The sequence below is a fragment of the Nocardia colli genome, assembly GCF_008704205.1.
GTDB lineage: Bacteria > Actinomycetota > Actinomycetes > Mycobacteriales > Mycobacteriaceae > Nocardia > Nocardia colli.
In genome coordinates this window covers 856,646-870,773 of sequence record NZ_VXLC01000004.1, presented here as the reverse complement: position 1 = coordinate 870,773, position 14,128 = coordinate 856,646, and the positions used below count along the sequence as shown (strand labels likewise).

Annotated in this window: 13 protein-coding genes, 1 tRNA gene and 1 pseudogene; 6 read left to right on the top strand and 9 right to left on the bottom strand. The window is 66.4% G+C overall.

Going from position 1 to position 14,128, the window contains the following annotated elements:
* Positions 1 to 579 precede the first annotated feature (579 nt).
* Entirely contained in the window at positions 580 to 1,155 is a 576-nt protein-coding gene (locus tag F3087_RS16115; protein WP_150402912.1) for a TerD family protein, read from the top strand.
* A 77-nt stretch (positions 1,156 to 1,232) separates the two neighbouring features.
* Here F3087_RS16115 and F3087_RS16110 read toward each other — a convergent pair whose 3' ends face one another.
* Together F3087_RS16110 and F3087_RS16105 are read right to left on the bottom strand one after the other, a co-directional pair.
* Positions 1,233 to 1,670, bottom strand: coding sequence for a F0F1 ATP synthase subunit epsilon (locus F3087_RS16110; RefSeq protein ID WP_150402689.1), 438 nt, complete (start codon positions 1,668 to 1,670; stop codon positions 1,233 to 1,235).
* A 473-nt stretch (positions 1,671 to 2,143) separates the two neighbouring features.
* The gene (locus tag F3087_RS16105) at positions 2,144 to 2,479 is read right to left on the bottom strand and encodes a hypothetical protein (protein ID WP_150402688.1); all 336 of its coding nucleotides are present in this window, start codon (positions 2,477 to 2,479) and stop codon (positions 2,144 to 2,146) included.
* A gap of 149 nt (positions 2,480 to 2,628) precedes the next feature.
* On the opposite strand from F3087_RS16105, the pseudogene F3087_RS16100 reads away from it, so the two are divergent.
* A pseudogene (locus F3087_RS16100) lies at positions 2,629 to 3,109 on the top strand (PAS and ANTAR domain-containing protein).
* Between the two features lie 5 nt (positions 3,110 to 3,114).
* On the opposite strand, the gene F3087_RS16095 reads toward F3087_RS16100, so the two are convergent.
* The gene (locus F3087_RS16095; protein WP_150402687.1) at positions 3,115 to 4,059 is read right to left on the bottom strand and encodes a helix-turn-helix transcriptional regulator; all 945 of its coding nucleotides are present in this window, start codon (positions 4,057 to 4,059) and stop codon (positions 3,115 to 3,117) included.
* Positions 4,060 to 4,356: 297 nt separating this feature from the next.
* Here F3087_RS16095 and F3087_RS16090 point away from each other — a divergent pair, with 297 nt between their 5' ends.
* Positions 4,357 to 5,181, top strand: coding sequence for an RNA polymerase sigma factor SigF (locus F3087_RS16090; RefSeq protein ID WP_150402686.1), 825 nt, complete (start codon positions 4,357 to 4,359; stop codon positions 5,179 to 5,181).
* 41 nt (positions 5,182 to 5,222) lie between these two features.
* Positions 5,223 to 5,507, top strand: coding sequence for a hypothetical protein (locus F3087_RS16085; RefSeq protein WP_150402685.1), 285 nt, complete (start codon positions 5,223 to 5,225; stop codon positions 5,505 to 5,507).
* A 40-nt stretch (positions 5,508 to 5,547) separates the two neighbouring features.
* Here the strand turns inward: F3087_RS16085 and F3087_RS16080 are convergent, their stop codons facing one another.
* On the bottom strand, positions 5,548 to 6,744 hold the full coding sequence (locus tag F3087_RS16080; RefSeq protein ID WP_150402684.1) for a zinc-dependent alcohol dehydrogenase: 1,197 nt from the start codon (positions 6,742 to 6,744) through the stop codon (positions 5,548 to 5,550).
* Between the two features lie 155 nt (positions 6,745 to 6,899).
* Between F3087_RS16080 and F3087_RS16075 the strand changes: the two genes are divergently transcribed.
* On the top strand, positions 6,900 to 8,366 hold the full coding sequence (locus tag F3087_RS16075; RefSeq protein WP_150402911.1) for an aminotransferase class I/II-fold pyridoxal phosphate-dependent enzyme: 1,467 nt from the start codon (positions 6,900 to 6,902) through the stop codon (positions 8,364 to 8,366).
* Between the two features lie 382 nt (positions 8,367 to 8,748).
* Here F3087_RS16075 and F3087_RS16070 read toward each other — a convergent pair whose 3' ends face one another.
* From F3087_RS16070 to F3087_RS16060, 3 genes are all read right to left on the bottom strand, one after another.
* Positions 8,749 to 9,606, bottom strand: a complete 858-nt coding sequence (locus F3087_RS16070) for a hypothetical protein (RefSeq protein WP_150402683.1) — start codon at positions 9,604 to 9,606, stop codon at positions 8,749 to 8,751.
* Complete coding sequence (locus tag F3087_RS16065; protein WP_150402682.1) at positions 9,554 to 10,027, bottom strand: DoxX family protein; 474 nt, start codon at positions 10,025 to 10,027, stop codon at positions 9,554 to 9,556. The genes F3087_RS16070 and F3087_RS16065 overlap by 53 nt, the downstream gene beginning before the upstream one ends.
* Positions 10,028 to 10,180: 153 nt before the next feature.
* Positions 10,181 to 10,253, bottom strand: a tRNA-Ala gene (locus F3087_RS16060).
* A 122-nt stretch (positions 10,254 to 10,375) separates the two neighbouring features.
* Between F3087_RS16060 and F3087_RS16055 the strand changes: the two genes are divergently transcribed.
* The gene (locus tag F3087_RS16055) at positions 10,376 to 11,755 is read left to right on the top strand and encodes a DUF222 domain-containing protein (RefSeq protein WP_150402681.1); all 1,380 of its coding nucleotides are present in this window, start codon (positions 10,376 to 10,378) and stop codon (positions 11,753 to 11,755) included.
* A gap of 447 nt (positions 11,756 to 12,202) precedes the next feature.
* On the opposite strand, the gene F3087_RS16050 is transcribed toward F3087_RS16055, so the two are convergent.
* Both F3087_RS16050 and F3087_RS16045 read right to left on the bottom strand, forming a co-directional pair.
* Positions 12,203 to 13,006: an SAM-dependent methyltransferase gene (locus F3087_RS16050; protein WP_150402680.1), complete on the bottom strand. Its 804-nt coding sequence runs from the start codon at positions 13,004 to 13,006 to the stop codon at positions 12,203 to 12,205.
* Between the two features lie 113 nt (positions 13,007 to 13,119).
* Entirely contained in the window at positions 13,120 to 13,857 is a 738-nt protein-coding gene (locus F3087_RS16045; RefSeq protein ID WP_223885094.1) for a DsbA family protein, read from the bottom strand.
* Between the last annotated feature and the right edge of the window lie 271 nt (positions 13,858 to 14,128).

Genomic DNA, 14,128 nt, shown 5'->3' with positions numbered 1-14,128 from the left:
GCATCATGGTGATAGCGACAGTGAATCATGTTGTGCGGTAACGGTGTTTGGGTTGTCAACCTGCGGAACCGCCGAGACGAGGGGCATCCAGGCGGTGTCGTATCGGAAAGGACCGCGGTGGGTGACAACAGCGACCACGAACCGGCGGTAGCCGAGGCGAGTACGGTCGCGGCGCGGCTACGCGAGGCGGTGACGGCGGCGAATGCGGAGGCGTCGCGCGCATTGGGCGAGGCCCGCAAAGCCGGCCTTCCGCTCTCGCGTGACGTCATCGAGTTGATCGCATTGCGGCGCCGGGTACTGACCATCGCCGAGCAACTCGAGCACGGCGGCACCCCGGCGCGCGAGCGCCCGGGCCACGACGTCGCCGCGGAGCACGATCGGCCACGGCCCCGCACCGGAAACGAGCCGGTGTTGCCGATCACCGAGCGCCATGTGATCGCCCCGCCGGGTAGCTTCGATATCGGTGATCGGCGCGATGCCGAGCACGGCAAGTCGGCGGCGCCGGTGGGAGACTCCACCTCCGCAGTCGACTGGGGTTGGTGGCAGAAGATGTTTCACAGCGATACGGAGGGAAAGATCATGGGTGTCAGTCTGGCCAAGGGCGGCAATGTGTCGCTGTCGAAGCAGGCCCCGAACCTGACCGCGGTAGCGGTGGGACTGGGCTGGGACGTGCGCTCGACCACCGGCGCCGATTTCGACCTCGACGCCAGCGCGCTGGCCACCGGCGAGAACCGGAAAGTGCTCTCCGACAGCCATTTCGTGTTCTACAACAACCTGCGCTCGCCCGAAGGCAGCATCGAACACACCGGGGACAACCTCACCGGCGAGGGCGAGGGTGACGACGAAGTGATCAACGTCGATCTCGCGGCGACGCCGCCGACGATCACCAACATCTTCTTCCCCGTCTCGATCCACGACGCCGAGGCACGTCAGCAGTCCTTCGGTCAGGTTCGCAACGCCTTCATCCGGGTCGTGGACCGCGCAACCGGGGTGGAATTGGCCCGTTACGACCTGTCCGAGGACGCCTCATCGGAGACCGCGATGGTCTTCGGCGAGCTCTACCGCCATGGTCCGGAGTGGAAATTCCGGGCGATCGGCCAAGGTTATGCGTCCGGGCTGGCCGGGATCGCCCGCGATTACGGCGTCAACATCTAGGCGGCATCGCACGCCGCGTATTCGCCGAAGCCGCAGGGCGGGGGAGCTTGGCAGCGCTTGTCGAGCGGGTGTCTGCCTCAGGGATGGACCCGCGCCGCGACCGCCAGTCGGAGATTGGCGCGTCGCAGTGCGGCTCGGGCGCCGGAGTCGGCATGGTTATTCGTCAGCCGTTGCGCCGCGTCGGACTGTGCGGCCTTGGCCCTGGTCACATCGATGCGATCCGCGAACTCCAAGGCCTCGGCCAGCAGACGCACCTCGTCGTCGCGCACGCGCACGACTCCACCGTGCAACGCGGCCAGCCACTGGCGTCCACCGGCGCGTACGGTCAGTACTCCGATGCCGAGTGGGGCTTCTAGTCGGTGGTGGCCCGGCTCGATCACGTGCGCGCCGTCGAGCGCAGGAACATCGACATACTCGGCGCCGAAGGCGAATTCGCGATAACCGGGCACCGCCAGGGTGACTGCCAAGGGTGCGGAGGTGCGTACCTGCACCCCGGGGCCGGCATCTCGTCGCATAGCGGGCCTTCTTCCGATAGTCGAGGGCACTGCGTTGGTGGACTGCCACGGCGGGTGGCGGGCCCGAACGCGGATACCCCTGTAGAAAGCGTCGAAACCTCATGTATCCGCAGACCGCAGTCTCGGCACCGGGGTCTATCCGGCCTGCGAATAGCCGGTGCAGCCGCCGTGATCCGCTAGCGGATGGCATCGAGCTGGTGCCGGGATTGAGGCCCGAGACTGCGGGTATGCGGCCAGCGTCGGCTGTTGCCGAACCTGCCCTTGCCCGCGGCGGTTGAGGCGAACTCAGCGCTGAACATCCCGAGCTGGAACGCCACCGCCGGGAACTGGCCGACGCTGTCGGACTCGAGCAGCGCGAGACCGCATGAGCCGGGTTGTCGATGGCAGACGAGCCCGCCGTCCTGGGTTTGCCCGACCGCGGCCGGAGCCGCCCGACGGGCGAACTCCGTACCGACGGTCCAGGACTCGGTAAGTCAGTCGGGCGGTTCTTGGGCGTCCTCGGGGATCGAGCCGGGGATGTTGGCGGCAAGGTCGTCATTGCCGTCGTAGCTGCCCGGGCCGAGATCGGCGGACGGGCGGCGGACCGTGTCGGGTGGCTGCGGTGCGGCACCGGTGCCGGCGAGGCCAGGTGCCGACGCACCGGGTTCCGGTGCACTGGCTTTGGTTCCGGTGCCAGGGTCGGTGTTGTCGATGGCGTCGATCGCCGCGCTCAGTTCATCGCGCAGGCGATCGGCAGCCGCCTCGTCTCCGGCGTCGGCTGCGGTGGTGATGTCTTGACGTAGCTGGGCGATGACGTCGTGCAAAGCCATGATCCTCCTAGCTGATGGGCTGACGCGGGTAGGTGGGCGCCAGCGCTGGTGCGGCCCGCTCAGATCGATCAGCCGCGGCTACGCGCTACCCGCTATGCCCGGCAGTAATCCGCAACCCCGAGTGGACGCAGACCCCCGAGGACCGGCCGATGGTGGGGAGCTTCCGGTTCTGGTTCACCACCGGCCGGTGGGAGTGGTCTCCCGAGGTATACGCCATGCACGGCTACACACCGGGGCAGGTCGAACCGAGCACCGAGCTGGTGTTGCAACACAACCATCCCGACGATCGCAATCACGTCGCCGAGATGATCACCCGCTCCATCCGCCAGGGCGAGCCGTTCTCGAGCCGGCACCGTTTCCTCGACATCCGCGGCGGCGAACATGCGGTGATCGTGGTCGCCGATCGCATCTTCGACGACAGAGGTGCTGATGTACGTCTATCGGGTCAGCGCCGAACAAGCCTTCAAGGTGTTGCAGTGGCGCTCGCAGGAAACCAATACGAAACTACGCACCCTGGCCGAACAGATCCTCACCGAACTCGGCAAAGCGCAACCCCCGCCTGCCACCGTCAATGAGTTCGACTCGATCCTGTTGACCGCCCACACCCGCGTGCCCCCGCCTGAGCGGTAAAGCGTTCAGGCACGCAGAGTTTCGCTCGGCGGGTGGCCGTAGGCACGCTTGTACGCGAGCGCGAACCGTCCCGAATGCGCGAATCCCCATTCGTAGGCGACGGAGGTCACGGTGACCAGACCGCCGGGTACGGCGGCCCGCAACTGCTCGTGCGCCGCGGCCAGCCGCAGCCGGCGCAGCATCGCCAGCGGCGTGGTGTCGAGGTGTTTGCGGAACGCCAATTGCAGCGCGCGCACCGTCACGAACGAGGCCATCGCGATGTCGGCGACGGCGAGATCCTCGTCGAGATGGGTCTCGATGTAGGAGACGGCACGCCGCACTGCCGCCGGGCGGGCGTCGCGCCGGTCCGCCGAGGTCGGGTCGTTCGCCGCCGTCGTCGGCATGACGTCCAGGACGGTCGCGGCCAAATAGTCGGCGAGGGTCGAGGCGACGAGGTCACCGGTCGGGCCCTCGGGACTCGCCGCGACCAGTTGCAGATGCGCGATCGCCCGCACCAGGCGGCGCCCCGCACCGGCGCCGGTCGGCCGATGCCCGAAGAACCGGACGGGTTTTCCCAGATCGGCGGGATCGCGGACCCTGGCCAGCAACGAGGGATCGAACATTGTGATGCTGTATCGCGCCGAACGGACCGCCCCACGATACGGTTCCGGCGGAGCCGCCGATCCGACCTCCCCTGAGCTGACCACCTCCACTTCGGTACTGCCGTAAGTTTCCTCGATGGTGCCGCTGTGTACTGCGCAGACGCACACTTTCTCCAGCGGATCGGCGTCGTAGAACAGGTCGAACCCAAGGTCCAGCTGATCCAGGCTGACCGGTCCGAGAGTGTCTCGCCGGATATGCGCGGATGTCTGCCGAGCACCGGCGTTGCCGATCTGCATAGTGGTGTAGGCGCTGTTGAGGAATACCTCGATGGCACTCAGGTCGTCGCTGTCGAATATCAGAGTGCGCACGATCCACCTCGTCCTTGTGTCGGCACAGCTTGCCGAACGACCCCCTTGACGTCGGACCGAGGTATCGCCCATGCCACGCCTGTCGATGTGGCAGTTCAGTGGCGATCTACCCGGCCCTGGTTCGTCCAAACGCGATAACGCTTGTCGTTTTCTGTCCCGTTGCGCGAGCAGACCTTCGTTATCGGGACTGACACGCACGGTTGCGGGCTGAGAAGCTGACAGGGCGTCGAGTCGACTGAGGACGTTCAGACCACGAGCGAAACCTCACCGTGAGCTCGTGCGCTGGGAAGGTTTCCGATGACCGACCACTCCAGTCTTGCCGCACCCCCTGCTCGTACCGCCCGCCGACACGGCGGCGATCCCTACGACAACATCGAACCCTGGCTGGCACAGCTGGGCGAACTGCCGTCTGGCTCGCGCGAATACGCCCGGATGCGCGAGGAAATCCAGCTCCGCTGCCTGCCGTTGGCCGACCATATCGCCCGGCGCTACACCGGGCGCGGGGAGTATTACGAGGACCTCTATCAAGTCGCCTGCCTGGGCTTGGTCGCGGCCATCGACCGTTTCGACCCGGCTCGCGGGGTTCCGTTCCCGGCCTTCGCCGTGCCGACCATCATGGGTGAGGTGCGCCGGCACTTCCGTGATCGCGGCTGGGCGGTGCGAGTTCCCCGCCGCACCAAGGAAATTCAGCTGACCCTCGCTCCCGCGGTCGAGGCCCTGTGTCATCGGCTCTCGCGAATGCCTACGGCTGTAGAGGTCGCCATGGAACTCGGCGTCGACCTGTTCGAGGTGACCCAGGCGATGCTCGCCGCCAACGCCTACACCAGCGACTCCCTCGACACCTCGGCCTACGACAACGATGAGGACTTCGCGCCCAGCGCGGCCGCCACCTACGGTGCGGTGGACCCGGGTTATCAGCTCAGCGATGAGGCGATCACCGTCGCACCGCTGCTCGATGAGCTTCCACCCCGGGAACGCCTGATTCTGCACCTACGATTCTTCGGCGGTCAGACCCAAACCCAGATTGCCGAGCGGTTGGGCGTCTCTCAAATGCAGATCTCGCGTATTCTCAGCCGAACGCTGACCCTGCTGAGAGAAACCGCCACGACCACTAAGGACTGAACCACCGAGCAGCCACATACCCGGCAAGCCGAGAGGTAGATATGGCATCCAGGGAAATCACCGTTCGCCTGGCCAAGGCCGACTGGCGTATCGTCAGCGACGCCGCTGACTGCGCGGGCATGAGTATCGAGGCCTACATCAGTTGGGGCGTACGGCTTTTGGCGTTGCAGGCCGTGCCGGGCGCGGCCTCGCCCGGCCCGGGGTTCGCCCGTCCCGAGCAAAGCCGGCGGGCGAAAACGCCGGTGGAACAACCGGAGTCGGCGGTGTGGGAGCAATGCTTCGCCGAACGGCTGTCGCATCACGCCGAACAGTTCCGCGAAGTCTGAATCCGATCGCCGGGACAGTCCGGGATGCCCGGAACGCCGATCAGTTCGAACGCAGCGTGGGATCCAGCACGATTTTCACCGCACCGTCGGTCTTGCGCTGGAACATGTCGTAGGCCTCGGGCGCGGCATCGAGCGGAAGCCGATGAGTGGCAAAGGTTTCCACGCCCAACGGGTCATCGTCACCGAGCAGGGGCATGATGTCGTCGACCCACCGCTTGACGTTGGCCTGGCCCATGCGGAGCTGAATCTGCTTATCGAACAGGATGCGCATCGGCATCGGGTCGAGCATGCCGCCGTACACGCCGATCAGCGAGACCGTACCGCCGCGGCGGACGATGTCGATAGCACTGTGCAAGGCCGACAGGCGATCGACCCCCGCGGTGCCGATCACCTTCTCCGCCAACGCATCCGGCAGGAACGCGGCCGAGCGTTGCGCGATCGAGGCGATCGGCGAACCGTGCGCCTCCATGCCGACCGCGTCGATCACCGCATCGGTGCCACGACCCTGGGTCATCTCCCGGATGACGTCGCCGATCGGCTGATCGATCGCAGACAGGTCGACCGTTTCGATGCCCCGATCGGCGACCCGGCGCACCCGCTCCGGCACGAGGTCGACACCGATCACCCGCAGACCACGCTGCGCGGCCACCCGGCACGCCATATCCCCGATCGGCCCCAAGCCGAGCACGGTGAGTGACCCGTCCTTGGGCGTCCCCGCGTATTCGACGGCCTGCCAAGCCGTCGGCAACACATCGGACAGGTACAGAAATCGGCTGTCGGGCGGCCCGTCCGGCACCTTGATGTGAGTGAAGTCCGCATGCGGCACCCGCAGATACTCCGCTTGACCGCCCGGCACCTGGCCGTAGAGCTTGGAGTAACCGAAAAGCGCTGCTCCGCTACCTTGTTCACGCACCTGAGTGGTCTCGCACTGAGTGCTCAGCCCTTGATCACACATGAAACAACGACCGCAGGCGATCTGGAACGGAACGACCACCCGGTCACCCACCGACAGATTCCGCAGACCGGCGCCGACCTCTTCGACCACCCCGATCGGTTCGTGCCCGAGCACGTCACCTTCGCTCATGAACGCGCCGAGCACCTCGTACAAATGCAGATCGGATCCACAGATTCCGGACGAGGTCACCCGGATGATCGCATCGGTCGGCGCCTCGATCCTCGGATCGGGAACAGTGTCGACACCGATCTTGCGCCTGCCTTGCCATGTCACAGCTTTCATGTCAGCTCCTGGGCCGCTCGCGAATATCGTGCCGCGACTACCCGCAGTGCGCAGGGCGAAACTGCGGGCATCGCCGCGGCGGCCGGTCGACCTCACCCAGTGATTGCCGACCGGATGCACGGGTAAGCGCGGAGCAGGAGGCGCATATGTCGACAATGCAGCACGACCATGCCAAAGCTCCGCTCATCGACGCCCTCGCGGCGTACCACGATTGGGGCCGATACGGATTCACCCCGCCCGGTCATCGGCAGGGACGCGGCATCGACAAGCGCGTGCTGGAAGTCATGGGCGCGGACGCGTTCGGTTCCGATGTACTGATGAGCGCGGGACTCGACGATCGGCTGACCCGCAATGGTTATCTGCGCGACGCAGAGGAACTGATGGCCGACGCGGTCGGCGCGGATACCACGTTCTTCTCTACCTGCGGCAGTTCGCTGTCGGTCAAAGCCGCGATGATGGCTGTGGCCGGCGGGCACGACGGAGGTTTGCTGGTCGCCCGGGACAGCCACAAGTCGATCGTCGCCGGGCTGATCTTCTCCGGCGTGCTCCCCCGCTGGATCACTCCCCGCTGGGACGCTGACCATCATCTGTCCCATCCGCCGTCGCCGGAGCAAGTCCGTCAGGCTTGGGACGCCCAGCCCGACGCGGCCGGGGCGTTGATCGTCAGCCCCAGTCCGTACGGTACCTGCGCCGATATCACCGGCATTGCCGCCGAATGTCACGCCCGCGGCAAGCCGCTCATCGTGGACGAGGCCTGGGGTGCGCACCTGCCATTTCACCCCGCCCTGCCGACCTGGGCGATGGACGCCGGCGCCGACGTCTGTGTAGTCAGTGTGCACAAGATGGGAATGGGATTCGAACAGGGATCGGTTTTCCACGTCCAAGGCGACCTCATCGACCGGGCCAGGCTCAGCGCCTGCGCCGATCTGCTGATGACAACCAGTCCGAACGTGCTGATCTACTCGGCATTGGACGGCTGGCGCCGGCAAATGGTCCAGCACGGACGCGAATTGCTCGACGCCGCATTGGGTATCGCCGATGAGGCGCGCACCGCACTCGACCAGATCCCCGGCATCCGGGTCCTCGAGCATGAACTGCTCGGCGCCGAAGCCTCGCACGACCTCGACCGCATGCAGGTGCTGATCGATCTGTCCGACACGGGCGCTTCGGGGTATCAGGCCGCCGACTGGATGCGCGAGCAGCGCCGGATCGACCTAGGTCTCACCGACCATCGCCGCATCCTGGCGACCCTGTCCACCGCCGACGACACGAACACCATCGCCGGCCTGGTCGACGGCCTCACCGCCTGGCGAAAGAATCTGAAAGACCCAGAGCCACCCAAGATTTCACTGCCCGCACCCGGCGAACTCGAGCTCGAGACAGTCCAGTCACCGCGCGACGCGTTCTTCAGCCGCACCGACACCGTGCCCCTCGCCGAAGCCGCCGGACGAATCGCCGCCGAACAACTCACCCCCTACCCGCCCGGCATTCCGGCAGTCGTCCCCGGCGAACGCCTCGACACCGCGGTCATCGACTACTTACGCACCGGCGTCGAGGCAGGAATGAACGTCCCCGACGCCGCCGACCCGCGCCTGCACACCATCCGGGTCACCGCACGCTGAGCCACGCCGACACCACAACCGGTAGCGGCGGTATCGTCCGCCACCGGCTCCCTCATGGAACCCTCCAGTCCGTCGGCCTCGGTGAGGAGTTCGGACCTCGGCCGTGCGCACATGCCGATTCGACGAATTCCGGTTTGCCGGTCGGGCGGGCTCGGCCTGTGCCGAGGGAACAAGCATGCTCGATGCGGCCGATCCGAGCACGACGACCGCTGCCATCAGTCGCAGCGTTCGACTACGAGCGTCCGGCCCCGGTCGGAGGTTCTGTGGTGATCGACGTTGGAGTTCGGCGATGACGGCTATATAACTCTCGACCGCTCCTGGCCCGATTGTATTTCGCTCAAATGGTCGGACTACACGACACCAGCTGTCGCGCCGACTTCGATTAATTGGCCACGGCGCCCACGTTATCGGGGGAGGTGATCCTCCATGTCAGGTCGCCGGCGTATTCCGCCGTGAAGACGATGGTGGTGGACGCACCGCCGGCCAGCGTGCCGAGCTCGCATTCGGACATCTCCTTGTTGCTGGCGCACCGCGGGTCCTCGGTCTGCGCGGCCTGGTTCACCGCATAGCTGTCCATCTCGGACTTCGCTCTATCGATCCTGGACTGCTTCGAACCCTTGAAAACGGGCTCCGTGGCGAGTGCCCTGCGATATTGCTTGACCGCGTCGAGTGCAATCAGGGCGTCCCAGTCGATGATTCGCCCGTTGCTCGTCGTCATGACCACCGAGCCGGCCTTGCCCGGTCCGGTGTTGGTGATCGTGAGGGTGAGCGTCTTGCCGTCCTCGCCCGGCTGCACCGAGGCGCTGAGCCGCGGGCCGGTCGGTGCGCTGGTGAAGGTCACCGGCACCGATACCGTGCCCTGTACGACACCCTCGGAGCGTGCCCCACCTGAGTGATTCGTGCGGCCGTTGGCGATGACGGTCGCGGTGAGTTCGTAGCTGCCCGGACCGGGGTAGGGCACCGCGTGCAGATCGCCGGCAACCACCTCGGCGCCGTCCCGGGTCAGCCGCCAGCTTCCGTCGACCTGGCACGAGTCGTACCGGCTCCAGCCGATGGTCTTGACGAAGCAGTCGCCGCTCATCCGCACGGTAAGCCGGTTGCCGTCGGTCTCGGTGCACAAGGCAACGTTGGCCTTGACGACATCGTCACGATTGATCTCCCGAGTGGCCGAACAGGACTTCTCGACCTCAGCAGCGGACGCGGGACCGGCGAGCGGGGCGACGACCGCAGCCGAACCCACCAACAACACGCCAAGAGCGGCACAGGTTTTCATGCGCAACAGCTATACCAGCAAGATGGTGCCGCATCGGTTCGCCACGCCCCGCCGCCGGGCGCTGGCGGTGCCGATAACAAATTCCGACCGGAGTCGTCGTGGATACACGAAATGTCTTGCAGCCCTGCAGGTTTAGCCACCCTCGGGCGAGGGTCATCGTCAATACCAGCCCGGTCGCGGCCAGCGGCACCAGGATCGGGGCGATCCCGGTTACCGCCGGCAGTATCAATCCGAGTGCGGCCAGCACCTCGAGTACGCCGAGCCCCTTGATCGCGGGCGGTGGCCAACCTTCGTACAAACCCAGTCCGGAGGCGATCAACTCCTGTCTCGAGACCCCGACATTCTTCGTATCGCCGACACACTCTTGGCGTCCAACTGCCGGCCGCACGAGGGATCAGCACCGGCGCCGCGCTACCTCGGCCGGCCACGGCAGGCACCGCTAGGACGAACCATGGGATCGAAACCTGGGGTAAACCATGAGGAATCCTCCAAAACAAACAAGTCAGGCCCGGCAAATGCCGGGCCTGACTTGCGTAAACGGTGGAGCTAAGGGGACTCGAACCCCTGACCCCCACACTGCCAGTGTGGTGCGCTACCAGCTGCGCCATAGCCCCGAGTGGGTTGCTTTCAGGTTTCCCTGACTGCCTGAACGAAGTTACACCACGGGTGTGGTGGCGGCCAAATCGCGTTGAATCGGGGGTAGCGGCGGAGAGGTTGGAGTCGTAGAATCGAACACATGTTCGATTGTAGCGATCTCTCGGTGCTGGACTTTCAGGCCATGAGCGATGAGGGGCTGATCGATGCTCTTCGGACTGCGCATGGGGCGTCGGCGGCCGCGCAGGCGGCGGAGGTGTTCGCGGTACGGGAGCTGTATCGGCGGCATCGGGCGGTGAGCGCGGAGCCGGGGCCCGGTGGGGTGCGGGCGGGTGAGTTCGCGGCGACCGAGGCAGCGGTGGCGGTGGGGGTCGACGAGGGGTCGACGGCCGCGATGATCGATATCGGGCTGGCGCTGGAGGATTGGCTGCCGCGCACGCGGGCGGAGTTCGCGGCGGGGCGGATCGACCTGGCGAAGGTGCGGGTGATTATCGACAACACGCGTGCGGTGGCCAGGGAGGTGCTCGGCGAGTTGGAGCCGAGGTTGCTGGAGACGGCGGGGCGGACGACGCCGGTGCGGTTGCGGCAGGCGGCGCGGCGGTGGGCGGGGCGGCTGGATCCCGCTGGGGCGCAACGGCGGCGGGAGCGGCGGCAGGATGATCGGGACGTCCGGATTCGGGCGGTGCAGGACTGCATGGCGGTGTTCGACGGGCTGTTGCCCGCGGCCGGCGCGCAAACGGTGGCGATGCGGCTGCGGGAGATGAGTCTGGAGGTGTGTGCGGCGGATCCGCGGACGATGCCGCAGCGACGGGCGGACGCGCTGGTGGCGCTGGCGGACGGGTCGGGGCGGTTGCGGTGCGCGTGCGGGCGTGGCGCGCGCTGTCCGAAGGAGGAGGTGACGGGTGAGGCCTCGCGGCGGCCGTTGATCCAGATCGGGATCGCGGCAGACACATTGCTGGACATGCGGGACGCGCCCGCGTTTCTAGCGGGGTACGGGCCGATCGATGCCGCGTTGGCCCGGTTGCTCGCCGAACATGCTCGGTTCCAAGTGATTTCGGAGCGGGCGGATGCCGGCGATACGGAAACGCCACCGCTGGATCGGGAAGTTCTTGCGCTGGACGGGATGTGCCGGTTCCCGGGGTGCACGATGCCCGCCGCCGAATCCGAACTGGATGACGCCACGGTGCTGTGCGCACGCCACCGACGCTTGAAAACGTTGGCAGACAACAAGAAAGTGCCGTGGGACACGTGGCTGGCCGACCCGGATCGGTTGCAGTGGACCGCACCGACCGGCGAGATACACACCACGTCTCGCGAAGGTGCCCGATACCTGTTCCCGCACAACGACATCAACCTGCCGATAAGCCAGAACTTCAGCGCGCCAACACCTTCGACAGATCTGCCCGACGATGTCGCGTATCCCTTCCGCGGCCACGCCCTGGTCCACCGTCAGCTCTGCCGAATCGCACCGGAGGACGAAATCCCCGACGAAGCAACAACTCCCGCGATCAACCGGGTGTAGGAAACGAGAGGGGTGCGGACAGATGCGGACCCCCACAGACCAACTGAAGACTCGACGCGCGGCGGTCCCGGCCGACTGGGGAAGCAGGACCGCGCCGTCGAACGGGTCGAGCCGCCGACTGGTGGAGTCGGCGGCTCGGCCGCACGAAACGACGCGCGCGATGCAGGGGGATATCCGATCGCGCCGTCGAACGGGCCGGGTCGCCGGGTGGTGGATGCGGCGACCCGGCCCTCCGACCATCAGAATGCTCGGCGCGCGGCTGTCCGGCTGACTGGGGAAGCCGGATACCGCGCCGAGCGGGCCGAGTCTGCGATGCGTTCGCCGGCTCGGCCCCCGGACCAACCGAATGCTCGGCGTCCGCGGTCCCGGGGAACTCCTGGAGTCGGATCGCCCGCGTCGAGCGGGCCGGGCCGCGACCAGGTGGTGTGTCCGGTCCGGCCCCCGAGCTCAGGACTTGATGGCGATCCCGCCGACGATGATCTCTTCTACCAGCGTCAGCTTGTCCCGCACGATGCCGTCCGGCCGCCAATACGACAGCGGCACCAGGCCGGGCTCGACCAGCTCGCAGCCGCGGAACAGACGCAGGATCTCCTCGCGGGTGCGGAACCGGCCGGTGCCGAGGAAGTCGAGGAACGACTTCTCCAGCGCCCGCGATTCGTCGCCGGTGTCGAGGAAGTGCGTGATGAACAGGTGACTGCCCACGGGCACGGCATCGAGGTATCCGTCGACGACACCCTCGGGATCCTCGTCGTCGTGCAGGTGATGCAGCATGCCGACAAGCATGATGGCCACCGGCTGGGAGAAGTCGATCATGCTCTGCACGTCGGGATGGGCCAGCACGGCGGCGGGGTCGCGTAGGTCGGCGGTGATGACGCGCGTCTGGCCGTTCTCGCCCAGCAGCGCGCGCCCGTGCGCGAGCACGATCGGATCCTTGTCGACGTAGACGACCTTGGCTTCCGGTTGCAACGCCTGCGCGACCTGGTGGGTGTTCTCCATGGTGGGGAGCCCGGCGCCGAGGTCGAGGTACTGCTTCAGCCCACCCTCGCCGGCCAAGTACCTGACCCCGCGACCGAGCACCGCGCGGTTCAGTTTGGCCAGTTCATCGACCTCGGGCATGGTTTCGCGCAGATGTTCCAACACGTGTTCGTCCGACGGGTAGTAGTCCTTACCCCCGAGTAGTGCATCGTAGACTCGCGAGATACTCGGCTTCGAAACGTCGAACTCGACTGGGGCCGATTCGGAATTCGTCATCGTTCATCCCTTACGCTTACGCGCGATACTCGGACACTTGACCGCTTTTCAAAAGCCTATCCACGCAAGCGGATATCGTGCGGCGCAATTGGCCGATCTGTGTCAAAGCGACATCACGGAGCGAGAACCTGCAGCCAGTCCTCTTTGTTCACATCGATTTTCGTCTTGCCGTCGAATACAGCGGGGGTGGCCGCGGAGCCGTTGAGGGCCGCGCCGAGGGCATCGGTCGTGGCGGTCGCGCTGGTGCGGGCACCCTCGACTTTGGCGCCGGTGGAGATGCACTGCAACACCGATTCCGGGGCACCGGCGACCCGGGCGACCGCGGCGAGTTCGTCGTTGTTCAGGTCGGAGCCGCCTTCGCTCGGACGCTTGCTGGTGAACAGTTCGGTGTGGAACTTCGAATACACCGGCCCCGAACCGCCTTCTGCGACACACTGATTCGCGGCCACCGCACGCGTCGAGTAGTCCTTGCTGCGCGAGCGGGGATCGAGGAAGTTGACCAGCCGGTAGCGCACCGCGAGCTTGCCCTCGTCGATCTTCTGCGCGATCTCCTGACCGTAGATGCGCTCCATGTTCCCGCAACCGGGGCAGATCGGATCCTCGAAGATATCGATCGTCTTCGGGGCGCCGGGCCGACCGAGCAGAATCGAACCGTCCGGTTCCAGCATGACGAGCACGCCGGGATCGTGCGCGGACCCATACCCGTCGTTACGCACGCTCGCCTCGTCGTGCCCACCGCGGATCGCCAAGATAACGATCACCACGATCAACGCGAGGGCGACGGCACCCAACGCGTAGGTGGTCTTGCTGGACATGGGCCGCGGGGTGTAGTTCGAACGCGATTCGCTCACCCCAACACTCTGCCGCAACCCACGCAGTCCCCCACCGCCAACCCCCACCAGCTGCGAACTTCCACACATTCAGCCGGTCCGCCGCGCCCGAAGCCCCACCCCGCGCGCGATCTATTCGGCCGATCTGCTGCGCACGATTTCGCATCCCGCGCATGATCCAGCTAGCAAATTCGTGCGCAGCAGGCAAATCCGCGCGCAGGAACCGGCCGCCGCCCGCAACCCGCACCCGGCAGGGGTGCGGTAGAGGTAGCAGTGCCGTGCGGTCGCGGCG

Excerpts from the sequence above, each read along its gene's own strand:
- F3087_RS16115 (WP_150402912.1), top strand. The coding sequence starts at position 580 with ATGGGTGTCAGTCTGGCCAAGGGCGGCAATGTGTCGCTGTCGAAGCAG.
- F3087_RS16110 (WP_150402689.1), bottom strand. The coding sequence starts at position 1,670 with ATGCGACGAGATGCCGGCCCCGGGGTGCAGGTACGCACCTCCGCACCC.
- F3087_RS16105 (WP_150402688.1), bottom strand. The coding sequence starts at position 2,479 with ATGGCTTTGCACGACGTCATCGCCCAGCTACGTCAAGACATCACCACC.
- F3087_RS16090 (WP_150402686.1), top strand. The coding sequence starts at position 4,357 with ATGACCGACCACTCCAGTCTTGCCGCACCCCCTGCTCGTACCGCCCGC.
- F3087_RS16085 (WP_150402685.1), top strand. The coding sequence starts at position 5,223 with ATGGCATCCAGGGAAATCACCGTTCGCCTGGCCAAGGCCGACTGGCGT.
- F3087_RS16080 (WP_150402684.1), bottom strand. The coding sequence starts at position 6,744 with ATGAAAGCTGTGACATGGCAAGGCAGGCGCAAGATCGGTGTCGACACT.
- F3087_RS16075 (WP_150402911.1), top strand. The coding sequence starts at position 6,900 with ATGCAGCACGACCATGCCAAAGCTCCGCTCATCGACGCCCTCGCGGCG.
- F3087_RS16055 (WP_150402681.1), top strand. The coding sequence starts at position 10,376 with ATGTTCGATTGTAGCGATCTCTCGGTGCTGGACTTTCAGGCCATGAGC.
- F3087_RS16050 (WP_150402680.1), bottom strand. The coding sequence starts at position 13,006 with ATGACGAATTCCGAATCGGCCCCAGTCGAGTTCGACGTTTCGAAGCCG.